The organism is Pseudomonas sp. PvP027 (assembly GCF_017833005.1).
Classification (GTDB): domain Bacteria; phylum Pseudomonadota; class Gammaproteobacteria; order Pseudomonadales; family Pseudomonadaceae; genus Aquipseudomonas; species Aquipseudomonas congelans.
In genome coordinates this window covers 3,804,149-3,830,644 of sequence record NZ_JAFIBK010000001.1, presented here as the reverse complement: position 1 = coordinate 3,830,644, position 26,496 = coordinate 3,804,149, and the positions used below count along the sequence as shown (strand labels likewise).

General features: G+C 60.7%; 24 protein-coding genes. 8 read left to right on the top strand and 16 right to left on the bottom strand.

The features are described 5' to 3' along the window. The first annotated feature begins 2 nt into the window (after window positions 1-2). The 4 genes from pqqC to JOE33_RS16315 are packed head-to-tail and all read left to right on the top strand — an operon-like array spanning window position 3 to window position 4,002. Window positions 3-758 carry a pyrroloquinoline-quinone synthase PqqC gene (pqqC, locus tag JOE33_RS16330; RefSeq protein ID WP_010428943.1) on the top strand — a complete coding sequence of 252 codons (756 nt, stop codon included), beginning with the start codon at window positions 3-5 and terminating at the stop codon, window positions 756-758. Continuing rightward, entirely contained in the window at window positions 755-1,051 is a 297-nt protein-coding gene (gene pqqD / locus JOE33_RS16325; RefSeq protein ID WP_010428946.1) for a pyrroloquinoline quinone biosynthesis peptide chaperone PqqD, read from the top strand. The genes pqqC and pqqD overlap by 4 nt, the downstream gene beginning before the upstream one ends. Beyond that, complete coding sequence (gene pqqE / locus JOE33_RS16320) at window positions 1,044-2,213, top strand: pyrroloquinoline quinone biosynthesis protein PqqE (RefSeq protein WP_054994471.1); 1,170 nt, start codon at window positions 1,044-1,046, stop codon at window positions 2,211-2,213. Before pqqD ends, pqqE begins: the two co-directional genes overlap by 8 nt. Beyond that, window positions 2,176-4,002 carry a S9 family peptidase gene (locus JOE33_RS16315; RefSeq protein WP_187625845.1) on the top strand — a complete coding sequence of 609 codons (1,827 nt, stop codon included), beginning with the start codon at window positions 2,176-2,178 and terminating at the stop codon, window positions 4,000-4,002. The genes pqqE and JOE33_RS16315 overlap by 38 nt, the downstream gene beginning before the upstream one ends. 55 nt (window positions 4,003-4,057) lie before the next feature. Here JOE33_RS16315 and JOE33_RS16310 read toward each other — a convergent pair whose 3' ends face one another. The 10 genes from JOE33_RS16310 to bioB all read right to left on the bottom strand — a co-directional run bounded on the left by JOE33_RS16310 (window position 4,058) and on the right by bioB (window position 15,564). Beyond that, entirely contained in the window at window positions 4,058-4,219 is a 162-nt protein-coding gene (locus JOE33_RS16310) for a YqaE/Pmp3 family membrane protein (protein ID WP_002555565.1), read from the bottom strand. 403 nt (window positions 4,220-4,622) lie between these two features. After that, window positions 4,623-6,401, bottom strand: coding sequence for an acyl-CoA dehydrogenase C-terminal domain-containing protein (locus tag JOE33_RS16305; RefSeq protein ID WP_122589937.1), 1,779 nt, complete (start codon window positions 6,399-6,401; stop codon window positions 4,623-4,625). A gap of 169 nt (window positions 6,402-6,570) precedes the next feature. Continuing rightward, entirely contained in the window at window positions 6,571-7,869 is a 1,299-nt protein-coding gene (locus tag JOE33_RS16300; protein WP_032611806.1) for a GGDEF domain-containing protein, read from the bottom strand. Between the two features lie 555 nt (window positions 7,870-8,424). Continuing rightward, the gene (locus JOE33_RS16295; protein ID WP_032611808.1) at window positions 8,425-10,230 is read right to left on the bottom strand and encodes a phenylacyl-CoA dehydrogenase; all 1,806 of its coding nucleotides are present in this window, start codon (window positions 10,228-10,230) and stop codon (window positions 8,425-8,427) included. Window positions 10,231-10,568: 338 nt separating this feature from the next. Further along, window positions 10,569-10,865, bottom strand: a complete 297-nt coding sequence (locus JOE33_RS16290) for a hypothetical protein (RefSeq protein ID WP_010428390.1) — start codon at window positions 10,863-10,865, stop codon at window positions 10,569-10,571. Window positions 10,866-11,018: 153 nt separating this feature from the next. After that, window positions 11,019-11,699 (bottom strand): dethiobiotin synthase, encoded by a 681-nt coding sequence (gene bioD, locus JOE33_RS16285; protein WP_122528882.1) that lies wholly within the window; start codon window positions 11,697-11,699, stop codon window positions 11,019-11,021. Window positions 11,700-11,724: 25 nt separating this feature from the next. Then, on the bottom strand, window positions 11,725-12,534 hold the full coding sequence (bioC, locus tag JOE33_RS16280; protein WP_187625330.1) for a malonyl-ACP O-methyltransferase BioC: 810 nt from the start codon (window positions 12,532-12,534) through the stop codon (window positions 11,725-11,727). Beyond that, entirely contained in the window at window positions 12,527-13,258 is a 732-nt protein-coding gene (locus tag JOE33_RS16275; protein ID WP_187625329.1) for an alpha/beta fold hydrolase, read from the bottom strand. The genes bioC and JOE33_RS16275 overlap by 8 nt, the downstream gene beginning before the upstream one ends. Beyond that, the gene (bioF, locus tag JOE33_RS16270) at window positions 13,251-14,441 is read right to left on the bottom strand and encodes an 8-amino-7-oxononanoate synthase (RefSeq protein WP_187625328.1); all 1,191 of its coding nucleotides are present in this window, start codon (window positions 14,439-14,441) and stop codon (window positions 13,251-13,253) included. The genes JOE33_RS16275 and bioF overlap by 8 nt, the downstream gene beginning before the upstream one ends. Before the next feature lie 64 nt (window positions 14,442-14,505). Beyond that, the gene (gene bioB, locus JOE33_RS16265) at window positions 14,506-15,564 is read right to left on the bottom strand and encodes a biotin synthase BioB (RefSeq protein ID WP_010428384.1); all 1,059 of its coding nucleotides are present in this window, start codon (window positions 15,562-15,564) and stop codon (window positions 14,506-14,508) included. Between the two features lie 90 nt (window positions 15,565-15,654). Here bioB and JOE33_RS16260 point away from each other — a divergent pair, with 90 nt between their 5' ends. The 3 genes from JOE33_RS16260 (at window position 15,655) to JOE33_RS16250 (ending at window position 19,347) form a co-directional block, all read left to right on the top strand. Further along, on the top strand, window positions 15,655-16,389 hold the full coding sequence (locus tag JOE33_RS16260) for a ComF family protein (protein ID WP_032611816.1): 735 nt from the start codon (window positions 15,655-15,657) through the stop codon (window positions 16,387-16,389). Between the two features lie 195 nt (window positions 16,390-16,584). Beyond that, window positions 16,585-17,349, top strand: a complete 765-nt coding sequence (locus JOE33_RS16255; RefSeq protein ID WP_010428380.1) for a TOBE domain-containing protein — start codon at window positions 16,585-16,587, stop codon at window positions 17,347-17,349. Window positions 17,350-17,430: 81 nt separating this feature from the next. Beyond that, window positions 17,431-19,347 (top strand): PhoX family phosphatase, encoded by a 1,917-nt coding sequence (locus tag JOE33_RS16250; RefSeq protein ID WP_187625331.1) that lies wholly within the window; start codon window positions 17,431-17,433, stop codon window positions 19,345-19,347. Window positions 19,348-19,472: 125 nt separating this feature from the next. Here the strand turns inward: JOE33_RS16250 and JOE33_RS16245 are convergent, their stop codons facing one another. The 6 genes from JOE33_RS16245 to JOE33_RS16220 are packed head-to-tail and all read right to left on the bottom strand — an operon-like array spanning window position 19,473 to window position 25,024. Then, window positions 19,473-20,306, bottom strand: a complete 834-nt coding sequence (locus JOE33_RS16245) for a phosphodiesterase (RefSeq protein ID WP_003411846.1) — start codon at window positions 20,304-20,306, stop codon at window positions 19,473-19,475. Window positions 20,307-20,331: 25 nt separating this feature from the next. Next, entirely contained in the window at window positions 20,332-21,363 is a 1,032-nt protein-coding gene (locus JOE33_RS16240; RefSeq protein ID WP_187625327.1) for an ABC transporter ATP-binding protein, read from the bottom strand. Continuing rightward, the gene (locus tag JOE33_RS16235) at window positions 21,360-22,154 is read right to left on the bottom strand and encodes an ABC transporter permease subunit (RefSeq protein WP_003316181.1); all 795 of its coding nucleotides are present in this window, start codon (window positions 22,152-22,154) and stop codon (window positions 21,360-21,362) included. Before JOE33_RS16235 ends, JOE33_RS16240 begins: the two co-directional genes overlap by 4 nt. Further along, on the bottom strand, window positions 22,151-23,020 hold the full coding sequence (locus JOE33_RS16230) for an ABC transporter permease (protein ID WP_010428373.1): 870 nt from the start codon (window positions 23,018-23,020) through the stop codon (window positions 22,151-22,153). The genes JOE33_RS16235 and JOE33_RS16230 overlap by 4 nt, the downstream gene beginning before the upstream one ends. Further along, on the bottom strand, window positions 23,020-24,021 hold the full coding sequence (locus tag JOE33_RS16225) for an extracellular solute-binding protein (protein ID WP_003411850.1): 1,002 nt from the start codon (window positions 24,019-24,021) through the stop codon (window positions 23,020-23,022). Before JOE33_RS16225 ends, JOE33_RS16230 begins: the two co-directional genes overlap by 1 nt. Next, on the bottom strand, window positions 24,005-25,024 hold the full coding sequence (locus JOE33_RS16220) for a substrate-binding domain-containing protein (RefSeq protein ID WP_010428371.1): 1,020 nt from the start codon (window positions 25,022-25,024) through the stop codon (window positions 24,005-24,007). The genes JOE33_RS16225 and JOE33_RS16220 overlap by 17 nt, the downstream gene beginning before the upstream one ends. Window positions 25,025-25,217: 193 nt before the next feature. On the opposite strand from JOE33_RS16220, the gene JOE33_RS16215 reads away from it, so the two are divergent. After that, window positions 25,218-26,192 (top strand): serine/threonine protein kinase, encoded by a 975-nt coding sequence (locus tag JOE33_RS16215; protein WP_010428370.1) that lies wholly within the window; start codon window positions 25,218-25,220, stop codon window positions 26,190-26,192. The last annotated feature ends 304 nt before the right edge of the window (window positions 26,193-26,496 follow it).

The window sequence follows — 26,496 nt, the reverse complement described above, 5'->3', positions numbered from 1 at the left end:
ACATGAGCGAAGCGACTGCGCTGTCCCCCGCCGAATTCGAACAGGCCTTGCGCGCCAAGGGTGCCTATTACCACATCTATCACCCGTTCCATGTGGCGATGTACGAGGGCCGTGCGACCCGCGAGCAGATTCAGGGCTGGGTCGCCAACCGTTTTTACTATCAGGTGAACATCCCGCTCAAGGACGCAGCCATTCTGGCCAACTGCCCGGATCGCGAGATCCGTCGCGAATGGATTCAGCGCCTGCTCGATCATGACGGTGCGCCCGGTGAAGACGGCGGCATCGAAGCCTGGCTGCGCCTCGGCCAGGCCGTGGGGCTCGACCCGGACCAGCTGCGCTCTCAGGAACTGGTACTGCCAGGCGTGCGTTTTGCCGTCGACGCCTACGTGAACTTCGCCCGCCGCGCCAACTGGCAGGAAGCCGCCAGCAGCTCGCTGACCGAACTGTTCGCACCGCAGATCCACCAGTCGCGTCTGGACAGCTGGCCACAGCACTACCCGTGGATCGACCCGGCAGGCTACGAGTATTTCCGCACTCGCCTGGGTCAGGCCCGACGCGATGTAGAGCACGGTCTCGCAATCACGTTACAGCACTACACTACGTACGAAGGTCAGCAGCGTATGCTGGAAATCCTGCAGTTCAAACTCGATATCCTGTGGAGCATGCTCGATGCGATGTCCATGGCCTATGAATTGAACCGCCCGCCATATCACAGCGTCACAGACCAACGCGTCTGGCATAAGGGGATCAGGCTATGAAGCACGATTTGAAACAGGATTTGAAGCTCCGTGCGTTAATACCCAAATGGCATCAGGGCTATCGCTTTCAATATGAGCCTGCGCAAAAGGCTCATGTGGTGCTTTACCCTGAGGGCATGATCAAGCTGAATGAAAGCGCGGCCCTGATTGGCGGGCTGATCGATGGAAAGCGTACCATCGCCACCATCATTCATGCGCTTCACCAGCAGTTCCCCAATGTTCCCGAACTGGGCATGGACGTCGACGAGTTCATGGAAGGCGCCAAGAAAAAAAACTGGATCGATCTTGTCTGACATAGCACCCGTCACCAACATCCCTTACATACCGCCCACTCCCGAGGTCGGGCTGCCACTGTGGCTGCTCGCCGAGCTGACCTATCGCTGCCCGTTGCAATGCCCGTATTGCTCCAACCCTCTGGACTTCGCCAAACAGGGCCAGGAGCTGAGCACCGAGCAGTGGTTCAAGGTCATGCAGGAAGCGCGGGAAATGGGCGCGGCGCAGATCGGTTTTTCCGGCGGCGAGCCGCTGGTGCGCCAGGACCTGGCCGAACTGATCGCCGAGGCGCGGCGTCTGGGCTTCTACACCAACCTGATCACCTCGGGCATCGGCCTTACCGAAGAGAAGATCATCGCCTTCAAGGAAGCAGGCCTGGACCACATCCAGATCAGCTTTCAGGCCAGCGACGAGCAGGTCAACAACATGCTCGCCGGCTCGAAAAAAGCCTTCGCGCAGAAGCTGGAAATGGCCCGCGCGGTGAAAAGGCATGGCTACCCGATGGTGCTGAACTTCGTGACCCACCGGCACAATATCGACCGCATCGACAAGATCATCGAGTTGTGTCTCGCGCTGGAGGCGGATTTCGTCGAACTGGCGACCTGTCAGTTCTATGGCTGGGCACACCTGAATCGCGTCGGCCTGCTGCCGACCAAAGATCAACTGGTCCGCGCTGAAGCCGTCACCAATGAATACCGCGAACGGCTGGAGGCAGAGAGTCACCCATGCAAGCTGATCTTCGTCACCCCTGACTATTACGAAGAGCGTCCCAAAGCGTGCATGAACGGCTGGGGTAACATCTTCCTGACCGTGACACCGGATGGCACGGCGCTGCCCTGCCACGGCGCGCGCCAGATGCCCATTCAGTTCCCCAACGTACGCGATCACAGCATGCAGCACATCTGGTACGACTCGTTCGGCTTCAATCGCTTTCGCGGTTATGACTGGATGCCCGAGCCGTGCCGCTCGTGTGACGAGAAGGAAAAGGACTTCGGCGGCTGCCGCTGCCAAGCCTTCATGCTCACCGGCGACGCCGCCAATGCCGACCCGGTGTGCAGCAAATCCTATCACCACGGGATCATCACTCAGGCTCGTGACGAGTCCGAAACCGCTACTCAAACCATTGAAGAGCTGGCCTTTCGCAATGACCGAAACTCACGACTCATCGCAAAATCCTCCTGAACGCCTGAGCGCCGCACAAGCGGTCGCTGCAGGCGTCGACTTCGCCGAACTGGATGTCAGCTCGGCGGGCCTGTTCTGGAACGAATACCGTCCCGAAGACGGCGCCAGCCGCATCTGGCACTGGTACGCCAACAGCAAGCGCTGCCTGACGCCACAAGGCTTCAGCGTGCGCAGTCGGGTGTATGAATACGGCGGCGGTTCGTTCTGCCTCGCCGATGACGCCGTAGTGTTCGTCAACGAGCGCGACCAGCAACTGTATCGACAGGCGCTGGACGCCAGCGAACCGGTGGCGCTGACCGCGGGCGACAAGCGCTACGGTGGCGTGTTTTTCAGCGGTGGCCGGATTCTGGCCGTTGAAGAGGAGCGCAATACGCATCGACTGGTCGCTATCGATCTGGCCGACGGACAGCGCCAGTTGCTGGCCGAAGGCGCTGATTTCTACTCATCGCCGATTGTCAGTGCCGACGGCAGACGCCTGGCTTGGATCGAATGGCAACGTCCGCATCAGCCGTGGACCTGCACCCGCTTGATGTGTGCAACGAAGCAGGACGACGGCAGCTGGGCTGCTGCACAGTGCATCGCAGGCGAGGGTGCGCAAGAGTCACTGCAACAACCACGCTTTGACGCCCATGGCCGCTTGTACTGCCTGACTGATCGCGCGGGCTTCTGGCAGCCGTGGGGCGAATCGCCTTCCGGGTTTGCGCCGCTTCCCGCCCGCGCGGCGGATCATGCTTCCGCGCCGTGGCAAATGGGCAGCTGCACCTGGCTGCCGATCAACGATGGTTATCTGGCGAGCTGGTTCGAAGACGGTTCAAGTGTTCTGGGGCTTAGTCAGGCTGACGGCCGTGTCGAGGATTTCAGCGCAGGTTACAGCCGCTTTCGTAGCCTCGCCATTGACGAAGAGTTCGTCTATTGCATTGCGGCCTCAGCCATAAGCACCTCGGCGGTACTGGCCATTTCTCGCCTCGACGCCAGTGTTCAGGTGCTTGCCGGAGGCGGGTCGCCGCTGCCGGCCGATCAGATCAGCCGCCCTCAAACGCTGCGTTACCCCAGTGGCGGGGCCGAGGCCCATGGCTACTTCTATCCGGCCATGACTGGCGCGGAAAAACCGCCGCTGGTGGTGTTCATCCATGGCGGCCCGACCTCTGCCTGCTACCCGGTGCTGGACCCGCGCATTCAGTACTGGACACACCGCGGCTTCGCCGTGGCAGACCTCAATTATCGTGGCAGCAGCGGCTACGGTCGCGTGTACCGGCAAGGCCTGCACCTGGCCTGGGGCGTGGCGGACGTCGAAGACGCTTGTGCAGTCGTGAAACATCTGGCCGAGCGCGGCTTGATTGACGAACGACAGGCCTTTATCCGTGGCGGCAGTGCGGGTGGGTACACCACGCTCTGCGCCTTGGCCTTCCACGACGTATTCCGCGCAGGTGCCAGTCTTTACGGCGTCAGCGACCCGGTGGCACTGGCCAGGGCGACGCATAAATTCGAAGGTGATTATCTGGACTGGCTGATCGGTGACCCCGACAAGGACATCGAGCGCTATCAGGCTCGCACACCCTTGTTGCATGCCGACAGCATCAACGTGCCGGTCATTTTCTTTCAGGGCGAACTGGATGCCGTGGTGGTTCCGCAACAGACCCGCTCCATGCTCAAGGCCTTGCAGGAGAACGGTATCAAGACCGAAGCGCATTTCTATGCGGACGAGCATCATGGGTTCCGCAAGGCAAACAACCTGGCAGATGCGCTGGAGAAGGAATGGCGTTTCTATCGGGATGTGCTGGATGCCTGATCAGGCCGTGTGATCGTTCCCGCATCAGGGAACGATCAGCAAGTGCGACGAGGTGTTACTTACGCGAAACGATGATGTAGATCGCGTGGATGATGCCCGGAATGTAACCCAGCAGGGTCAGCAGGATATTCAGCCAAAAAGCGCCAGCAAAGCCTACTTGCATGAACACGCCTACCGGAGGCAGCAGAATGGCGAAAATGATACGAATGATGTCCATGGAAAGCTCCTGATTGGTTGGCTCTGATTGGCCATACAGCTAATCGACCCTGGCCGGAGGTGAGGGTTCAACCGGCTCTGGCAGCGCGCCAGTATTCTTTAGCGGGAGGGGCTCAGGACAAGCGTTGCGTTGCGGGCACAGCAGCGTGTGCTGCGAGCGGAAAGGAAACAGAATCGTCAAAACGCAAACAAAGAAAACCCCGCCGAAGCGGGGCTTTCCAGACTGTTTCCCTGATTTCCCTTTCACCCCGCCATCCTGGCAGGCTTCCCTACGTGTCCCTGTTATGTCTTGTTGCGCTTCCTGCGCTACGTCCATGAACAAAGATTAACTTTGGATCCCTTTCTTGGGAAGAGGCCAATTGGCGTCACGTAGTGTAAGCAAATGCTTACAAGACTTTTTCAGGTCAGAATTGTGACGCCTTCAACAGGTACAGCGACTCGCTGCCCGCGCGCACAGAGGCATCCAGCGAGTGAATACGCGGCAGCAGGCGTGCGAAGTAGAAGCGTGCGGTACCCAGCTTGCTTGCGTAGAACTCCTCCTGCTGCTCTTTACCGAGTGCTGCCTTGGCCATCATGGCCCACATGTAGGCATACGCTGTGTAACCGAACAGATGCAGATACTCCACAGAAGCTGCGCCGATTTCATTGGGGTTGTTACGCGAGCGATCCAGCACCCAGCCGGTGAGCTCATCCAGCATGTTCAAGGCTTTGCTCAGCGGCTGAGTGAACTCGCCGAGCGCGTTGTCCGAGCCGTTGATGAACTGGCGGACTTCGTCGGAAAACAACTGATAGAACGCGCCATTTGAACCGACGATCTTGCGCCCGACCAGGTCCAGCGCCTGAATGCCGTTGGTGCCTTCGTAGATCTGCGTGATACGCACGTCACGCACCAGTTGTTCCTGGCCCCACTCGCGGATGTAACCGTGGCCGCCGAATACCTGCTGACCATGAACAGTGGTTTCCAGACCGATATCACTCAGGAACGCCTTGGCAACCGGTGTCAGCAGCGCTACCAGATCATCGGCACGCTTGCGCGCGGTATCGTCTTCGCTGAACTTGGCGATATCCAGTTGCAGGGCAACGTAGCTGGAAAACGCCCGACCGCCTTCGTTGAAGGCTTTCATGGTCAACAGCATGCGACGCACGTCGGGGTGGACGATGATCGGGTCAGCGGCCTTGTCCTTGTTCTGCGCACCGGTCGGGGCACGGCTCTGCAGACGGTCCAGCGCATATTCAACGGCGCTCTGATAAGAACGCACCCCGGACGCCAGCCCCTGGATGCCGACGCCTAGGCGCTCGTAGTTCATCATCGTGAACATTGCCGCCAGGCCCTTATTCGGCTCGCCGATCAGGTAACCGGTGGCTGCGTCGAAGTTCATCACGCACGTCGCAGACGCCTGGATGCCCATCTTGTGCTCGATCGAACCACAACTGACCGTGTTGCGCTCGCCGATGCTGCCGTCGTCACCGACCATGAACTTGGGTACCAAAAACAGCGATATGCCTCTCGGACCGGGCGGTGCATCCGGCAACTTGGCCAGCACCAGATGAATGATGTTTTCGGTCAGGTCGTGTTCGCCACCGGTAATGAAAATCTTGCTGCCGGTGATCTGGTAGGCACCGTCCGCCTGTGGTTCGGCACGAGTGCGAATGATGCCCAGATCAGTACCGGCATGGGCTTCGGTCAGGCACATCGACCCGGCCCAGACGCCTGAATACATATTGGGCAGAAATTTGGTCTTGAGCTCTTCGCTGGCGTGGGTGTCTATCGATACACAGGCGCCGGAGGTGAGCATCGCGTACAGACCGAACGCCAGGCTGGCAGAGTTGAGCATCTCTTCGACCTGAGCCGAAACCACCTTGGGCATGCCCATGCCGCCAAACTCGGGATTACCGCCTACACCGACCCAGCCACCTTCGGCGTAGATCCTGTAGGCCTCGGGGAAACCTGCAGGCGTGGTGACGACGGTGTCCTTCCAGTGGCAGCCCTCCTCGTCACCGTTGCGGCTCAGTGGCGCAATGGTCTTGCTGGTGACTTTACCGGCTTCCTCGAGAATGGCCTCGACCGTTTCAGCATCGACTGTTTCGGCCAGCTCGGGCAGTTGAGCCCAGAGCTTTGAAACCTCGAAGACTTCATTGAGGACGAAGCGCATATCGCGCAGTGGCGCTTTATAGTCAGCCATGGCAAACCTCGTGAACACGGATCGAAATGCTTTGGGAAGCCGATCGATGCATCCAGCGACGCAGATCAGCAGTCGAGTTTCACGAGTCTAACCGAACAACATTTCAGAGACATAGGGTCGTGTCATGACTGAATAGTCATAACAGGTCATGGGAAGTATCAGGGTTTACTCAGGTTGCCGCTTCAGTTGTGCGGACAGCGCCGCGCCGGTTCAACTGCCCGTACGCCACCACACAATTGCGCCCGGCGCCTTTGGCTGCATACAGCGCCTGGTCGGCGCTCTTGAGCACTTCCTCGGGCGTCCGATGCTCCGGCTGGCGTTCGGCAACGCCGATACTCACCGTCACCGACACGCTGCCAGCCTGCGCGCCGCTGCGACGCTGCCGGCCTTGCTGATCGTCCTGAGGACGATTGTCCTTGTTGCGCAGCTGAATCTCGTAATTGGCGATGGTCTCGCGGATGGCTTCCAGGTGCGGCATGCACTCATCGATGCTCTTGGCGGCGAACACAATGGCGAACTCTTCACCACCATAGCGATAGGCCTTGCCGCCACCATTGGTGATTTTCGACAGCTTGCTGGCCACCAGACGCAGCACCTGATCCCCCACATCGTGACCATGGGTGTCGTTGAATTTCTTGAAGTGATCCACGTCGCTCATCGCCAGCACATAATTGCGACCCAGACGCTGCATGCGCTCATTGAGCGCCCGACGCCCAGGCAACCCGGTGAGCTCGTCGCGGAAGGCCATCTGATAAGCCTCGTGAGCGACCGCAGCGGCAATCATCAGCATCACCTGGCTGCAGAGTATGTTCAGCGTGAACGGCAGGATGAAAGTCTTGGGCAATGCCCAGAACAAACCCAGCAGGCCGACAATCTGTGCCGCATGCAGCGGTCGCGGCTTTTCCAGGTATTGCCAGATCAGCACCCCGAATGACACCAGAAACATCGCGTACGACAACTGAATCAGGCTCATCCATGCGCCATGCAGGGCAGGCCAGCGGATGTCGGCCAGCCAGATTTGCAGCTCGACCGGATAACTTTGCTCAAGCCCCACCGCAACGCCGCCTAACGCCACCAGCACCGCAAGCCGCGCGACCATGTCCTGGAACAGGTGCGTGCGCTCTTCCCATGCCGCATACAACCCGAACAGCACCGGCAGCAGCAGACAGACCAGATGAAAGATCACCGCCGCGTCCTCACGAACCTTGCCGTTGTCACGGTAGTAATCGGTCTGAGTATCGAGCAGGTAGTAGGCGATATACACCGTGAGCATCAGAAACAGCTCGCGCTGACGTCGGTAAACACAGCAGTACGCACCGCCCAGCAGCAGAACCAGGGTCGGAAGCACGTTGAACAGCGAAGTGAAGAAGACGTTCAGGTCTTTTACATACGCAGCCGCGAGCCCCGCCACCAGCAAGCCCAGTGACGGCAGAAAATGACTCAATCGTGCAGCTGATGGACGCAACAAAAGGGTTATCTCCTACCCGGCATCTAAATGACTGGCCGACCTGATGGCATTGTGCCCTCCGCCAGCGAACAATGCATTGGCAGGATCAATAAACACGCTACTTTCTTTAACGGCAGGAGGCGGGAAATGTTTATTGCGTGATTGCTCATGCGCCGCGTCGGCATGCATTGGGTGAAGCTCCGCGTCGTGCTGCAGCGCAACGTCATGCTTTGCCTGTCATCACTGCACATAAAAAGCGCTTTTTTATCGCGATGGCACTGACGACGCAGAGTGCGACGTTAGTGACGACGGAGTCCTGACGCTGATCCGGGGGTCGCCGAGGAGCGAAAAGGTGACTCAAGCCAGAAGCAAACATCACTGCCAGCGCAGAACCGCTGTATGACGCGGAGCGTGAGGAACGAGAGGTGTTCTGGAGAACACTTCTCGTGGCTATGCACGGGGCCTGAGTTCCTTTTCAGTTCGGGTCAGGGGGTCGAGTACAGCAATGCGCTAAAACGAAGCCATAAAAAAACCGCCTGATCAGCGATCAGGCGGCTTTCATGACAGCAGCGAGGCTTAGTAAGCCAGGCCGAAGTCTTCTTCTTTCATGTCCATCAGGTTGGCAGCGCCCGACAGAATGGCCGCCACGTGGGTGCGCGTGCGCGGCAGAATGCGCTGGAAGTAGAAGCGCGCGGTCTGGATCTTGGCGCGATAGAACGCCTCGTCCGAAGCACCGGCCGCCAGCTTCTCGGCCGCCAAACGCGCCATGTCGGCCCAGAAGTACGCCAGGCAGGCATAGCCGGAGAACATGACGTAGTCCACCGATGCAGCACCCACTTCTTCGCGATCCTTCATCGCCGCCATGCCTACTTTCAGGGTCAGGTCGCCCCACTCCTTGTTCAGCGCAGCCAGTGGCGTTACAAATTCCTGCACGGCTTCGTTGCCTTCATTGCTCTGGCAGAACTTGTGAACGATCTTGGTGAAGCCCTTGAGCGCTTCGCCCTGGGTCATCAGCACTTTGCGGCCCAACAGGTCGAGCGCCTGGATGCCGGTGGTGCCTTCGTACAGCATCGAAATCCGGCTGTCGCGAACGTTCTGCTCCATGCCCCACTCGGCAATGAAGCCGTGGCCGCCGTAAATCTGCACGCCGTGGTTGGCAGCTTCGAAGCCCACTTCCGTCATGAACGCCTTGGCGATCGGGGTCATGAACGCCAGCAATGCGTCAGCGGCTTTCTTTTGTTCCGGGTCTTCGCTGTACTTGACGATATCGACCTGTTTGGCCGTGAAGTACACCATGGCACGCGTGCCTTCGGCGAATGCCTTCATGGTCAGCAGCATGCGACGCACATCAGGGTGAACGATGATCGGGTCTGCAGCTTTTTCCGGCGCCTTGGGACCGGTCAGCGAACGCATTTGCAGACGATCACGGGCGTATTGCAGACCACCCTGGAAGGCGACTTCGGCGTGCGCCAGACCTTGCAGTGCAGTGCCCAGGCGCGCGGTGTTCATGAACGTGAACATGCAGTTCAGGCCCTTGTTCGCCGGGCCGATCAGGTAGCCGGTAGCGCCGTCGAAGTTCATCACACAGGTGGCGTTGCCGTGGATACCCATCTTGTGCTCGATGGAGCCACAGTTCACTGCGTTGCGCTCTCCGATGCTGCCATCGGCAGCCGAAAGGAACTTGGGCACGATGAACAGCGAAATGCCTTTGGTGCCAGCCGGTGCGTCGGGCAGGCGGGCCAGCACGATGTGGACGATGTTATCGGCCATGTCGTGTTCGCCGGCGGAAATGAAGATCTTGGTGCCGGTGACCTTGTAGGTCCCGTCAGCCTGAGGCTCTGCCCTGGTGCGCAGCATGCCCAGGTCGGTGCCGCAATGCGACTCGGTCAGGCACATGGTGCCGGTCCATTCGCCGGACACCAGCTTGGTCAGATACGCGTCCTGCTGCTCGGGCGTACCGTGCTCGGAGATCGTATTCATTGCGCCATGCGACAGGCCCGGGTACATGCCCCACGACCAGTTCGCCTCGCCAACCATTTCGCTGACCGCCAGGCCCAGCGACTCGGGCAGGCCCTGACCGCCATGCGCAACGTCATGCGCCAGACTCGGCCAGCCACCTTCGACGAACTGCTTATAAGCCTGTTTGAAGCCGGTCGGAGTCTTCACGCCGGACTCGCTCCAGGTGCAGCCCTCGGTATCGCCCACACGGTTCAGCGGTGCCAGCACCTGCTCACAGAACTTGGCGCCCTCTTCCAGAATGGCATCGACCATGTCCGGAGTGGCGTCATGACAGGCTGGCAGACTCTGATAGTGCGCTTCATAGCCGAGCAGTTCATCACGAACAAAACGAATATCACGCAAGGGGGCCTTGTAGTCAGGCATAGCGATAACCTCTGCTGATGAATCCTGGAACGAATGACCGGGCGGTCGCTGGGGAGATACCCTCAAGCGCCAGACAATCTCGTATGCCTCGCGGTCAAACAGGTGTTTGAAACATACGTTTACGCCCAAACCTTGTCAATAGCGAAGCACGCACCATTCGTCCACGGCCCATGCATAAACCACGCAGACGCACGTCGTACGGGGGGCGAAAGAAGCGTAAGCAAAAGTCTAGTGGAGGGCGGAATCAGGTGCAGGCGTGATAAAGGACAATGATGCGGAGAAATTCAGGGGGGGGGACAACGCCGTGCGCTGATGGCACGGCGGGAGTTGCAGCGAAATCAGGCGTAGGTGTCGATCAGCGTGCCAAGCATCTCGTCGCTGGCTTTTTGCGCAGCCAGTCCGGCCTCGAACTGGCCCTTGCCGGCTTCGAGCTCGACGATATTGGACGGCAGATCGGAACGCTGGCTGCGATCAACCGAGCGCAGGTTCTCGAGCTGGAAGTCAGAAGACTGGCTTCTGCCCGACACTTCGATATTGGAGCTGGCGATCTGGGTGGCCGCCTGATCCACACGACCTTGCCCGACCTGCATTGCGCTAAGGCCCGGGTAGAGGGTGTTGTTCATGGTGATTTGCATAAGCCGATCCTCAGTTCAAAAAACGAACACGTGCCATTGAACCAGCATTTGCCCGGAAATACTCGACAAATAGACTAATGGCACTAGGCCGCACGATAGCCTGAGTCTTGAAAATCCAAAACTGTCTTGTCTGTCAGCGACATAGCGGCGCTGTCAGCTCAACAACTTCAAATCAAGATACTGCGCCACATTTTCGGCGCTTGGCTCGTTCAAGCGCGGCACCCGCCCCAGACAAGGTGCAGGCAGACGCTCGACCAGCGTGGCGAGATTTTCTTCAAGCCTCGAGGTGTCTGCATCGACGATGTTGGCCACCCAGCCGGTCAAACGTAAACCGTCACGGGCGATCGCTTCAGCAGTCAGCACCGCATGATTGATACAGCCCAGACGCACGCCTACCACCAGAATCACCGGTAGATCCAGGGCAATGGCCAGATCGGACAGCGTGCTCTGCCCGGACAATGGTACGCGCCAGCCGCCTGCCCCTTCGATCAGGGTGAAATCGGCCTGTTTGGCGAGGATATGCCGCATGGGTTGCAGCACCGAGTCGACCGTCAACGCGACGCCGGCTTCGCGTGCTGCCAGGTGCGGAGCAATGGCCGGTTCGAAGGCCTGCGGATTGACCTCAGCGTAATCCAGCTCGACAGAACACTCGGCCAGCAACGCCAGGGCATCCGGGTTGCGTAGCCCCTGTGGCGTGACAAAACAACCGGATGCAGCAGGCTTGCCGGCTGCCGTGCTCAGGCCGGACGACCGGGCTGCATGCAGCAAACCGGCAGCCACCGTGGTCTTGCCAGCGTCGGTATCGGTCCCGGTGATGAAGTAGGCGGCAGTCATTTCAGCACTCTTTCCTGTCAATCCGTCAGTTTTTTTCAAGAACCGCGTACAGCACTTGATAGGTGGCGGGCAGTCCGGCGTCCTGGCGGAAGCCTTCATAGGCCTGAACCATGCCCATGATCCGCTCGCGCCCGGTCAGACCATTGGGCCGCCCGGGGTTGAGATTGTGCGCACCGAGCGCCTTCAACTCGTGCGTCAGGCTGCGCACATCCGGGTAATGCAGGACCTGCGGACGAACGTCGAGGCTGCGCACTCGCAGGCCGCTGGCCGCACACAGCTTGCGGTAGTCATCCTCGTGACGAAAACGGTTCACATGCACCTGCCCGTCCACGGCCTGCCAACTGTCGCGCAGTTCGTACAGGGTGCCGACACACAGGCTGGCAAAGGCGAATACGCCGCCTGGCTGCAATACGCGGTGAGCTTCACTGAGCACCGCAGCGAAATCGGCGCACCACTGCACCGCGAGGCTGGAAAAAATCAGCCCGCAACTCTGGTCATGCAGCGGCAAGTGTTCGGCATCACCCGCAATAAAGTGCTGTGCGCCACCCAGGGGTCGGGCATGACGCAACATGCCTTCGGCGATATCCAGTGCAATGCCTTCGCTGCGACCGAACGCCTGCGCCAGTGCACGGCTGAAGTAGCCAGTGCCGCTGCCAAGATCAAGCCAGCGGGACGGATTGCATTGCGCAGGCAGACGCGCGAGCAGCTCATTACCGACACTGCGCTGCAGCTCGGCAACGCTGTCATAACTGCCTGCCGCGCGGGAAAAGGATGCGGCCACCTGTCGTTTGTCAGGCAGAACAGAAGGTGGTTTGGGGGTCGAAAGATCAGTCATCGTCCAGCTCGTGCAGAAAGGCGTGGATCGCGGCCGCCACCCCGTGAGGATTTTCCACAAGGAATGCATGACTGGCCTGCTCGATCAGACCCACTTCGACATCAGGCAACAAGGCCAGCAGATCACCTGCTGCCTCGGCGGGCACGAAGGCATCCAGCCCGGCGAACAGGTGCAGTTGCGGGCCACGATAGGTTTGTAGTGCGCTGCGGGTGTCGAGTTGCCGGAGTATTTTCAGGCCGTCGATCAACGCCGTTTTCGACAGGTGCGGTGCGCCGGCCTTGAGCAACCGCGCCAGACCGCGCGGGTCTTCTGCGCCTTGTGTACATAACAGGCTGAAACGCTTGAGGGTCTGGTCTGGATCATCAGCACAGCCAGCCAGAAACGCCTCGAAATCCTGCGTGGGCATCGCATTCGGCCAGGCCCCTTGGGTGACGAAACAGGCATTACTGGCCAACGTCAGCAACCCGCAGCAACGATCGCCGCGCCGCGCCGCCAGTTCAGCCGCGAGCATGCCACCCAATGACCAGCCGCCCAGCCAGGCATCGTCTGGCAGGTTGGTGTCCAGTTCGTCGAGCCAGTCTGGCAAATCGCAACTGTCGATATCCGGCAACGGCTCGATCTCAACCCGCAGGTGCTCATCCAGCCCGCGCAACGCAGCGGCAAGCGGCTCCAGCGGCGAAACGCCAAGGCCCCAGCCTGGCAACAGAATCAGACGATCACGCATGAACAGGCTCCGAGGATTGGTGGGCATCCAGCAGCGGGTAGCACTGCTCCAGAGTGTTCAATAATAGCTGCACGTCGGCTTCGCTGTGCGCGGCAGACAATGTCACACGAAGCCGCGCACTGCCCGCAGGCACGGTGGGCGGGCGAATGGCGGTGACCAGCAGGCCACGCTCGCGGAGCAACTGCGAGAGGCGCAACGCCCGGCCGGCATCACCGATCATGATCGGCTGGATCGGGGTAAAGCTGTCCATCAGTTGCAGCCCGATCTGCTCGGCACCACGACGAAACTGCTCGATCAGACGCGTCAGATGCTCGCGACGCCAATGCTCGGTGCGCAACAGCTGCAGGCTTTTCAAGGTGGCGCAGGCCAGCGCGGGCGGCTGGCTGGTCGTGTAAATGTAGGGCCGGGCAAACTGGATCAGGGTTTCGATCAGTTCTTCACTGCCTGCCACGAACGCTCCGGAAGTGCCGAACGACTTGCCCAGGGTGCCGACCAGCACGGGCACGTCTTCCATGCTCAGGCCGAAATGTTCAACGATACCGGCACCGTTGGCGCCCAAGGGGCCGAAGCCATGGGCGTCGTCCACCATCAGCCAGGCCCCTTTGGCCCTCGCCGCCCGGGCCAGCGCTGGCAGATCAGCGATATCGCCATCCATGCTGAACACCCCATCGGTCACCACCAGGGTATCGCCCACGGATTTTTCCAGGCGGGCTTCCAGGCTGCTCACATCGTTGTGCAGATAACGCGAGAATCGTGCACCGCTGAGCAGACCGGCATCCAGCAGCGAGGCATGGTTGAGGCGGTCTTCCAGCACCGTATCGCCCTGCCCGACCAACGCGGTCACCGCGCCGAGGTTGGCCATGTAGCCATTGGAAAACAACAGCGCGCGCGGACGACCGGTCAGTTCGGCCAGCGCTTCTTCCAGTTCGTGGTGCGGCGCGCTGTGGCCGATCACCAGATGCGAAGCACCGCCGCCCACACCCCAGCGCTCGGCGCCCGCCTGCCAGGCAGCGATCACCTCGGGATGATTGGCCAGCCCCATGTAATCGTTGCTGCAGAACGCCAGCAATGGCTGGCCGTCGACGATGACCTGCGGCCCCTGCGGACTTTGCAGCAGCGGGCGCTGGCGATAGAGGTGTGCGGCGCGACGGGCATCGAGGCGCGTGCGGAGATCAAAAGACATGCAGGCCCCGGTCCGGAGGATGACAATTCAAAAAGGGCCGGAACAGTCCGGCCCATTCAACGGATCAGGCAGAGGCGGCGTCGTAGAACATCGAGCTGCTTTGCTGCTCGACCAGCGCCTGTTCGATGGCGGCCTGGTGCACTTCGTCGGCATGCCCTTCGCCCGCTTCGGGTTTGATGCCCAGACGCGAGAACAGCAGCATGTCCTTGTCGGCCTGCGGATTGGCGGTAGTCAGCAGCTTGTCGCCGTAGAAAATCGAGTTGGCCCCGGCGAAGAACGCCAGTGCCTGCATTTGCTCGTTCATCGCTTCACGACCGGCGGACAGACGCACATGGGATTGCGGCATGAGAATCCGTGCCACGGCGAGCATGCGAATGAAATCGAACGGGTCGACATCTTCGGCGTTTTCCAGCGGCGTACCGGCGACCTTGACCAGCATGTTGATCGGCACCGACTCCGGATGCTCTGGCAGGTTGGCCAGTTGAATCAGCAGCCCGGCGCGGTCATCCAGGGACTCGCCCATGCCCAGAATGCCACCGGAGCAGATCTTCATTCCCGCATCACGCACGTAGGCCAGGGTTTGCAGGCGTTCGGCGTAGGTACGGGTGGTGATGATGCTGCCGTAGAACTCCGGCGAGGTATCGAGGTTGTGGTTGTAGTAATCCAGGCCGGCGGTGGCCAGCGCTTCGGTCTGTTCCTGATCGAGGCGGCCCAGGGTCATGCAGGTTTCCATGCCCATGGCTTTCACGCCTTTGACCATCTCCAGCACGTAAGGCATGTCCTTGGCGGAGGGGTGCTTCCACGCCGCGCCCATGCAGAAGCGGGTCGAACCAATGGCCTTGGCACGCGCGGCTTCTTCAAGAACCTTCTGCACTTCCAGCAGCTTTTCTTTCTCAAGACCGGTGTTGTAGTGGCCGGACTGCGGACAGTACTTGCAGTCTTCCGGGCAGGCACCGGTCTTGATCGACAGCAGCGTGGAGACTTGCACGCGGTTGGCGTCGAAATGAGCGCGGTGCACCGTTTGCGCCTGAAACAGCAGGTCATTGAATGGCTGTACGAACAGCGCCCTGACCTCGGCTAAAGTCCAGTCGTGACGCAAAGTGGCGGTGGTGCTGGCGCTCATCGGGCGGCTCCTTGGTGTTTCTGGGCAATGCGCGAGGGCGGGAAAGACCCCAGGCGCTACACGGATGTCGGGCATATTTAAGGAAGAGTCATGCACTGTCAACCCAACCATACTCACGAGGTTTACATCTGGTTAAAAAACAAACAATCCTGTTTGTTATGCGATGAACGCAGTGAGGTGCCCGCGCCCATCTGCGTGCCGTGCGAAGCAGAGCTGCCGTGGCTGGGCAACGCCTGCGTGTGCTGTGCGCTGCCGTTACCTCGTTCAGGCATGAGCTGCGCACAATGTTGCAAGCGGCCGCCTGGCTTTACTCAGGTCATCGCGCCCTGGCTGTACGATTTCCCGGTCGACGGCTTGATCACCCGCTTCAAACACAACGGCAAATGGCCCATGGGACGGCTGCTGGCGGAACTGTGTGCACAGTATCTGCAGCACCGTTTCGAGGAAGACCTGCCGCGTCCCGACTGCCTCATTCCAGTACCGCTGGCCAACAAGCGCTTGCGCCAGCGCGGCTACAATCAAGCGGCGATGCTGGCCGGCTGGCTGGGTAAACAGCTGCAACTGCCGGTCGACGAAGAGCATGTGTTGCGCAGCCGGGAGACAACCGCACAACAGGGCCTGGACGCCAAAGCCCGCAAACGCAACCTGCGCGGCGCCTTCACCCTGGTTGATCCCGATTGGGTACAAGGCAGGCATCTGGCGCTGATCGACGATGTTGTGACAACCGGTTCGACGGCAGAGGTGATTGCACGATTGCTGAACAAGGCCGGCGCGCGAAGAGTGGACGTGTATTGCCTGGCGCGGACGCCCAAACCGGGCGATTGATCTGGTTCTATGTTCATGAACCTCAAGACTCTCATCGCTCCCACGCTCCGCGTCAGATCTTGAGCGTGCGGTGCGGCGCAGAATTGTGACGCAGAGCGTCACGAAAGGCATGCGGACCACGCTCCGCGTCCGGTTTTCGACGCCGCGCACAAGAGCGATCATACTGCCCTCTCCTACTCGACCGCCCGGATTTCCATGTCCCTACCCACCTTGCTGACGCAACACATGGTCCGCCGCCCGCAACGCATTGCGCTGTTGCAGCATATTGCCGAACAGGGCTCGATCACCCGTGCGGCGAAAAGCGCAGGGCTGAGCTACAAGGCGGCCTGGGACGCCATCGACGAGTTGAACAATCTGGCGCAAAAACCGCTGGTAGAGCGCAGTGTCGGAGGGCGCGGCGGTGGCGGCGCGAAGTTGTCGGTCGAGGGCGAGCGAGTGCTGCGTCTCTATCAGCGCGTCCAGGCATTGCAGGCCCAGGTGCTGGAAGCAGCCGAACACAGCAGCGATCTGGACCTGCTCAATCGCCTGACCCTGCGTACCAGCGCACGCAACCAGTTGCTGGGGCGAATCGTCAGCATCACCCGACAGGGACACAACGATCAGGTTCGCCTGCAATTGGCTGACGAGGTGTTTATCGAAGCACAGGTCACCCATGACAGCACCCTGCGTCTGGAGCTGGAGAACGGCACGGAAGTGGTTGCACTGATCAAGGCCGGCTGGCTGCAACTGCACCCAGACGACACCCAAGAAACAAATGGAAACAATTGCCTGATCGGTCGAATCGACAGCATGGCCGAGGCTGAAGATGGTCCAAGTGAAGTACGCATCACACTCCCCGGCGGCCAGACGCTGTGCGCCCTGGCGACGCCTGAGCACCTGCATGCACAGCAGCTGAAACCCGGCGCCACGGTGCAGGCAAGATTTGCAGCTTCACTGGTGTTGCTTGGCATACCGCTTTAGGCGCTGGCAAGTCATCACCACGACACAATTTCGTCATATGCGCGCACTAAGGTGGCTGCCATATTCGAGGGAGCCGTGATGATGAAACTATTAGAAGAAAATCAAACCACCGATCTGGAAAACATGGTCGGCGCAGACAAGGTCGGCCTCACCCGCCGCGGTTTCATCAGCGCGGGTGCCCTGTGTGGCGCGGCGATGTTCCTGGGTGGCAACCTGCTCAGCCGCACTGTCCTGGCGGACAGCGTCAGTGCGGCCTCTGGCACCTTGCTCGGCTTCCAGAGCATTCCTGCTGCCACCGCCGACAGCATCAGCCTGCCGGCAGGCTACACCTCTTCGGTACTGATCAGTTGGGGCCAGCCGTTGCAGGCAGGCGGCCCGGCGTTCGACCCGAGCGGCAAAGGTACCGCCAAGGCTCAGGAAGTGCAGTTCGGCGACAACAATGACGGCATGTGCCTGTTCCCCATGCCAGGTCACAAAGATCGCGCGTTGATGGCGATCAACAACGAGTACACCAACTACCGCTACCTCTTCGATCACGGCAAGGAGCCGCAATCGGCTGAAGAAGTGCAAAAGGCTCTGGCGGCCGAAGGCGTGTCGGTCATCGAGGTGCAACAGAAAAACGGCAAGTGGCAGTTTGTTCAGGACTCGCCTTACAACCGTCGCGTGCATGGCAACACGCCGATCAACCTGAGTGGCCCGGCAGCCGGTCACGACTGGCTCAAGACCGAGGCCGACAAGACCGGCACGCATGCGCTCGGGACCTTCCAGAACTGCTCCAGCGGGCAAACACCGTGGGGCACGTACCTGACGTGCGAAGAGAACTTCACGGATTGCTTCGGCAGCAGCAATGCGGAGCAGAAGTTCGATGCAGGCATGAAGCGCTACGGCGTTGTCGCTGCCAGCAAGGAGATCAACTGGCACCCGCACGACCCGCGCTTCGACGTGGCGAAGAACCCCAACGAGATCAACCGGCATGGCTGGGTGGTCGAGATCGATCCATTCGATCCCAAATCGACGCCGGTCAAGCGCACCGCGCTCGGCCGCTTCAAGCATGAGAATGCGGCGTTCACCCAAACCAAGGGCGGTCGCGCCGTGGTGTACATGGGCGACGACGAACGTGGCGAATTCATCTACAAGTTCATCAGCCGCGAGAAGATCGACCACCAGAACCCGAAAGCCAATCGCGACCTGCTCGATCACGGCACGCTGTACGTGGCGCAATTCGACGCTGGCGACAGCAACCCCGATCATCCGAAAGGCAAAGGCCAGTGGATCGAGCTGACCCATGGCAAGAACGGCCTGGATGCCGCTGCCGGTTTCAATAATCAGGCCGAAGTGTTGATTCATGCGCGCCTGGCGGCCAGCGTGGTCAAGGCCACGCGCATGGACCGCCCGGAGTGGATTGTGGTCAGCCCCAAGGATGGCCAGGTGTATTGCACCCTGACCAACAACATCAAGCGCGGCGATGAAGGTCAGCCGGTTGGCGGACCGAACCCTCGTGCCAAGAATCAGTACGGTCAGATCCTGCGCTGGCGTGAAGAAGGCAGTAACCCTTCGGCGATGGAGTTCGAATGGGATCTGTTTGTGGTCGCAGGGAATCCGACTGTGCATGCCGGCACCCCGCAAGCCGGGTCGAGCAATATCAACGCGCAGAACATGTTCAACAGCCCGGACGGCCTGAGCTTCGACCAGGCAGGTCGCCTGTGGATTCAGACCGATGGTGATTCCAGCAACAAGGGCGACTTTGCTGGCATGGGCAACAACCAGATGCTCTGTGCCGACCCTGCCAGCGGCGAGATCCGTCGCTTTCTGGTCGGGCCGATCGGTTGCGAGATCACCGGTATCAGCTTTGCGCCTGACTACAAAACCCTGTTCATCGGTATCCAGCATCCCGGCGAAAACGGCGGCTCTACCTTCCCCGAGCATTTGCCCAACGGCAAACCGCGTTCATCGGTGATGGTCATCACCCGTGAAGATGGCGGCGTTATCGGCGCCTGATAGTGGGGGTGGTGATCGTGCCCATGCTACGCGTGGGCATGCAGTTTTTGACGCTCTGCGTTACTTCAGGAAGAGGACGCAGAGCGTCCGGAACAGCGCTCCCACGCAGAGCGTGGGAGCGATGATTAATCAATCAGCCCGTTCACATCATAGAAAGGGTACGGACCTTCATAGTCGCCGAACACGGCGTTATGACTGACAAACCCCTGTTCCGACTGCCAGCGGTGCAGCACGTAGCCTGCCGGCTCCAGGTTGAAATGCGCTGGCGCGGCTTCGTCGAGGTCGAGCACGATCTGGTGTGAGGTGCCCGGGCAGATGCTCGCCACGCTGCCTCCGAAACGTCGCTGCATCGGTCGATGCAGATGTCCGCACAGCAAACGCTCCACTTGCGGATGCTGGGCGATCACACGCTCCAGCGCCGATGCGTTGCCGAAGGGTTCGCGGTCCATGTGCCCTATGCCGGTAATGAACGGCGGATGGTGCATGACGATCACGGTCGGCACATAAGGACGACGTGACAGCTGCGCGTGCAACCAGTCCAGCTGACAGTAATCCAGTTGCCCGCCATGCTCGCCGGGAATGGTCGTGTCCATGCCTATCAGGCGCACCGGATATTTCTCCACCACCCAATCCAGAGGCCCGCTGGCCGACAACGGCAGGTACACCTGCTCGGCAAACGCCGCCAGCAGGTTGTGTCGATCGTCATGATTACCGGGCACCAGATAAAACGGCATCTGCAGACGTTCCAGTTCGGGCTTGAGTACGGCGTATTCGTCCTCACGACCGAAGTCCACCAAGTCACCGCTGATCACCACGATGTCGGGGCGCTGCTTGCTGGCATTGATGTGCGCGACAGCGCGGCGCAACGCACCCAGGGTGTCGACCACGCCATAGGTCAGGCGCCCGTCGGCTTTGAGGTGCAGGTCACTGATCTGAGCAATAAGAAACGGACGATTCAAAATAATCTCTCTACGAAAAACGATTTCACGAATGCAGGGTAAACAGCACTTGCGGCTCGACACTCAAGGCAATGACTGCGTTTGCGGCGTAAATCACGTTGTCGGTGCTATCCACCAGCAACGGCTGCGGGCCACCGACATCGACCAGCAAGCGACTTTGCGCGCCCTGAAAAAACTGCCCGACCAGACGCCCATGAAGATGGCCGCTTCCTGACATCAAACGCAGGTGCTCGGGGCGGCAGTAGACCGTGCCCGGTACCTCAGCACCCTGCCACGGCAACTCGCCACCGCTCACCTTGAGGCCTGACGCGGTACGCTCGACCACACTGAACGCGTTCAGATTGCCGACAAACCCGGCGACAAACGCATTGGCAGGCTGTTGATAGATTTCCCTCGGTGTCGCCAATTGCGAGACGCAGCCTTTTTCCATGACCAGAATCCGGTCGCCCAGGGCCATTGCCTCGCCCTGATCGTGGGTGACGAACACCGAGGTGATGCCCAGCCCACGCAGCAACTGGTCCAGCTCACTGCGCAAGCGCTCGCGCAACTGCGCATCCAGTGCCGCGAGCGGTTCGTCGAGCAACAGCACCCGGGGACGCGGCGCCAGTGCCCGGGCCAGCGCAACCCGTTGGCGCTGCCCGCCAGACAGCTCGTTGACGCGGCGATTGCCGTGGCCGGTCAAACCGACCAGTTCCAGCAACTCATCGCAACGCTTGTTGCGCTCGGCAGCCGACAGACCACGAATCTTCAGGCCGTAAACGATATTCCCGGCCACATCGAGGTTGGGAAACAACGCGTAGTTCTGAAACACCATGCCCACGTCGCGCCGCTCGATGGGCAGGCGTGTAACGTCCTGATCATCGAACAACACCTGGCCGACATCCGGATGTTCAAGCCCGGCAATCAGCCGCAAGGTGGTGGTTTTGCCGCAACCGGACGGACCGAGAATCGCCAGCGTTTCGCCGGGCTCGATGGTCAGGTGCAGATCCTTTACAGCAACGGTGCCATCGGCAAATGCCTTGCGGCAGCCTTTCAGGCGAATGGTGGTTCCGCTCATCGGCTCTCTCCACGGGCAAGACGCGCGCTGATGGCCTGCAACGCAATCAGCAGCGGCACAATCAGCAACAGAAAAAGAAGGGTGTAGGCGCTGGCGACTTCCAGTCGGGCCGAGGCGTAGCTGTCGGCCAGACCGACCGGCAGGGTTTTGGTCATCGGTGTGTGCAGCATCCAGGTCAGGTTGAATTCGCCCAGCGACAGGGTCACGACCATCAGCACGCCAGCGAGAATCCCGGCCCGGCAGTTAGGCACCACCACGCTGAAGAACCGCTTGATCGGCCCGGCGCCCAGACTGGCGGCAGCCTCTTCGAGCACCGGCAGTTGCTGACGCTGCATCACCGCCATGACCGGGCGCACCAGGAACGGCAGTGTGAACAACACGTGGCCGACCAGAATGAACAACCAACTGCTGCGAAAGCCGCCGAACTGGCCGTAGGTCAGCAGTAACGCGAGGGCGCTGGCCAGACCGGGCATGGCGACGGGCAAGACCATCAACTCCTCGAAGGCCCGGCTGAAGCGGTTGTTCATGCGCACCAGTGCATACGCTGCCGGCACACCCACCAGGCAAACGCAGATTGCGCACGCCACGGCCAGTTGTAACGACAGCCAGACGGTCGGTGAATAGGCCTGCCAGACCTGTACCAGCCAGTCGAAGGTCAGCCCGCTCGACAGGCCCAGAAAATAATTGCGCGTCAGGCCGGCAAGCAGCGACAGCACCACCGGCACCAGCATGAACGCACAGACCAACAGGGTGAACGCAAGTTGCGCCACGAACAGCGGTGAACGTTTCACAGGACAACTCCCGATTTACCGACCATGCGACGGGCCAGCAACAGCACTGCCCACGTCACCAGACCGAGGATTACCGACAGCGCGGCGGCCACCGTGAAGTTGGCGTAATTGGTGAACACGTTGTAGATCGCTACCGGCGTGACATTCAGACGCGTGCCCAGGGTAAAGGCGGTGCCGAAGGCGCCCATCGACGTGGCGAAGCAGATCGCGCCGCAGGACACCAGCGCGGGCGCCAGTCCCGGAATGATCACATCGCACACCACGCGCCAATGACCGGCACCCAGCGAATGAGCCGCCTCTTCAAGGCTGCGGTCCAGGCTTTCGCAGGCCGCCATGACTGTCAGAATCACCCGCGGAATCGAGAAATACAGATAGCCGATGAACAGCCCGGTCAGCGAGTAGGCGAACACCCAGCGCTCGCCCGCCAGGTGCAGCCCGAGCGCAGCGAAGATGCCCTGGCGACCGGCGAGCAGAATCACCAGAAAGCCGACCACCACGCCGGGAAACGCCAGCGGGAAGGTCAGCAGGGCCACCAGCGCAGAGCGTCCGAAAAAGTGGTTGCGGGCCAGAAACACACCGCTGATGCCGCCGACCAGCAACGCCGCAAGCGTCACCACCAGCGCCAGCAGGCAGGTTTGCACCAGACTGCCCAGATACTGCGCACTGCTCAGGACCTGCCAGTAGCCGCTGCCATTGCAATCAGAACCTTGCGCACCGAGCACAATCAGGTGGGTCAGCGGCAGCAGCCAGAAGGCCAGCAATACCGCCATCGCCGGAGCCAGCGCCACCGCAGCGGTCGGGCGCAACCGCAGCCTGAAAAATCCGCCCTTGCGCAGAGCCAGCGCTTGTTCCGGCGAGGCCGACATTACTTCACCTCACGCAGATAACGGGCGGCGAAGGCTTCCTGCACGGCAGCCATGTGCTGGTAGTCCACCACACCGGCGCGGGCGTAATCGCTGTCCGGCAGGAACTGTGCAGCCACTTCGGCAGGCATTTTCGAGCGCACTGGACGCAGATAGGCCTTGGCCCACAGCGCCTGCCCTTCGTCGGACAATACGAAGTCCAGCACCTTCTCGGCGTTGGCACGATGCGGCGCCTTGGCCACCAGGCTCATCACGTACGGAACGCCGATGGTGCCTTCCTTCGGAATCACGAAGGCGACGTTGGCCTTGTCCTTGTAGCGAGCGCGATAGGCATTGAAGTCATAGTCGACCAGAATCGGCAGCTCGCCGGACAGCACGCGTGCATAGGCCGTTTGCTTAGGCACGATGGGCGAGTTCTTCGCCAGTTTCTGGAAGTAGTCGATGGCCGGACCGAAGTTGTCCAGCGTGCCGCCCATGGCCTGGTTGATCGCCACGGCGGACACGTAACCGACGAACGCGCTGGACGGGTCGAGGTAACCGACCATGCCCTTGTACTCGGGCTTGAGCAGATCCGCCCAGCTTTGCGGCACCGGCAGACCGCCCAGTGCGTCGACGTTGACCATGATGCCGAGGGTCCCGGAGTGAATCGCGAACCAGTGCCCTTCGGGGTCTTTCAGGCCTGCCGGAATCTCGTCCCAGTGCTTGGGCTTGTAGGTATCGACCACGCCGGCCTTCTGCGCCTGCAGGCCGAACGTCACGCCGTAATAGACCACGTCAGCGACCGGCGCGGCTTGCTCGGCAACGATCTGCGCCAGCGCCTGGCCAGAGTTCTTGTTGTCCAGCGGCACCTGCACACCGGTGCTGTCGGCAATGGCCTTGAGCTGCGTTCCCCAGTCGGCCCATTCGGGCGGGCAGTTGTAGCAGATGGCGGTTTCGGCGGCCTGGGCGAGGCTGGCCGCACCGCATAACAGCAGTGCCGCGAGGGTTTTACTGAGGCTGAGCATGAAGCATCTCCTGGTAGGGCTGGGTGCTTTCGCCGGGCCGGATGTGGCACGGCAGACAATGAGAAACAGGTACTGCGCCAGCAATCCGTGCCAGTAATTGGTCGATGACGATGTGCGCCAGCTCGGCGATGGGCTGAACCACGCTGCACAAGGTCGGGTGCATCTGCGTGCCGAGAGCGATGCCGTCAAAGCCGATCACCGACAGGCGCTCGGGAACGCCCCAGCCGTTGCGGCGCAATTCGGCAATCAGGCTGATGGCCAGCAAATCATTGGAACAGACCAGCGCGCTGGGCGCGTCCGGACCACGTAACAGCGGTTCCAGTGCAGCGAAATCAGCGCGGGTATGAGCAGGCATTTCAATCACCGGTCGGACCTCAAGGCCACACTCGGCCATGGCGTCGCGATAGCCTTCATAACGCAGTCGGGCGCGGTCGGACTGCATCGCCGGGCCTGCGACCATGGCGACTCGCTGATGGCCTGCATCGATCAGGTAGCGGGTGGCCAGCGCCATGCCCGCACGGTTATCCACAGACACCGCGCTGTACTCCGGATTACCGGTCTGGTGATAGGCCAGCACGAACGGGGTGTCTTCATTGATCAGGCTTTGCAGCACCCGGTTGTGCTCGGCGTCGGTCACCGTCAGCACCAGCCCGTCGACCCGCTGACGCAACAGCTCCTCAACCACGGCGCTTTCACGTTCTGCGGCGTAATCGGTGGTTGCCAGCAGCAGGTTATAGCCCCGCGCCCGCGCCGCCCGCTCCATGGCCTGAAACTGCTCGGCAAATACCGGGTTGAGCAGGTTGGGCACCACCACGCCAATCAGATTGGTGGTTTGCAGACGCAACTGGCGGCCCAGCCGGTTGGGACGAAACCCCAAGGCGCGGGCAGCGGCGAATACCCGCTCGCGGGTCTCCGAGCGCACCACGTCGGGGCTTGCGAAGGCACGTGCCGCCGTGGCTCGGGAAACCCCGGCCAGATGCGCTACCTCTTTCAGATCAGTCATTGTCGCTCGCTTGAGATCGATCTCATTGACGGCGACTCTAAGCGGCAAACATGGCTATACCGCGACTGGGTGATGACCGTTTGGTGACAGTCCACCCCTTGAGCACTTTAATGGGATGGGTTTGGCGAAGCGGGACCGGTCTGCGTTACCATCAGCGGTCCGACGCGGCAACCTGCTGCGCGCAGGAGTAGTCATGGCTCACCCGTTTGCAACACTTACTCCCGATCTGGTCCTGGATGCTGTCGAAAGCATCGGCTTTCTCAGCGATGCCCGCATCCTGGCGCTGAACAGCTACGAAAACCGCGTGTACCAGGTCGGTATCGAAGACGGCCAACCGCTGATCGCCAAGTTCTATCGCCCACAGCGCTGGAGCAACGAAGCCATCCTTGAAGAGCACAGCTTCACCGCTGAACTGGTCGAGGTCGAAGTGCCGGTGGTCGCGCCCATGGTGCACAACGGCGCAACCCTGTTCGAGCACGCCGGTTTCCGTTTCACGCTGTTCCCGCGTCGCGGTGGACGAGCGCCGGAGCCGGGCAATCTTGATCAGCTGTATCGCCTCGGTCAGCTACTGGGGCGTCTGCATGCCGTCGGCTCGACCAAGCCGTTCGAGCACCGTGAAGCCCTGGGCGTGAAGAACTTCGGCCATGATTCGGTCAATTTTCTACTGAAAAACGACTGCATCCCGCGCAGCCTGCTGCCGGCTTACGAGTCGGTGGCCCGCGACCTGCTCAAACGTGTCGAAGACGTTTACGCGGCCACACCGCACACCAACATCCGCATGCACGGCGACTGCCACCCCGGCAACATGATGTGCCGCGACGAGATGTTCCACATCGTCGATCTGGACGATTGCCGCCTTGGCCCTGCCGTTCAGGATATCTGGATGATGCTGGCCGGCGACCGCCAGGAGCGTCTGGGTCAACTGTCGGAGCTGATGGACGGCTACAACGAATTTCATGATTTCGACCCTCGCGAACTGGCCCTGATCGAACCGCTGCGCGCCCTGCGTCTGATGCACTACAGCGCCTGGCTGGCACGGCGCTGGGATGACCCGGCGTTTCCGCACAGCTTTCCGTGGTTCGGTACCGAGCGCTACTGGGGCGACCATATCCTGGCCCTGCGCGAGCAGATGGCTGCACTGAATGAAGAACCGCTGAAGTTGTTTTGATGCTGGCTGCACGCACTTGCGTGGAGTACCCAGAGCACGCCGTTCTGGACACTCTCAAGCCCTTGGTGAAGCGAGAACCGGTGACGCAGAGCGTCACAAAGGGCATTCCCACGCTGGAGCGTGAGGAACGATAGGTGTTCGGGAGAAACCATCGTGCCCATGCTCCGCGTGGGCATGCCGTTCTGAACGCTCTGCGTCCGCCCTTGAGCAGCTCCACTTGGCGTGAATCAGTCGAATATGTGTATAACCATCAGCACACCTGCGTGAACAGGATTCAAACGATCCATCGCATCACCGCATAATA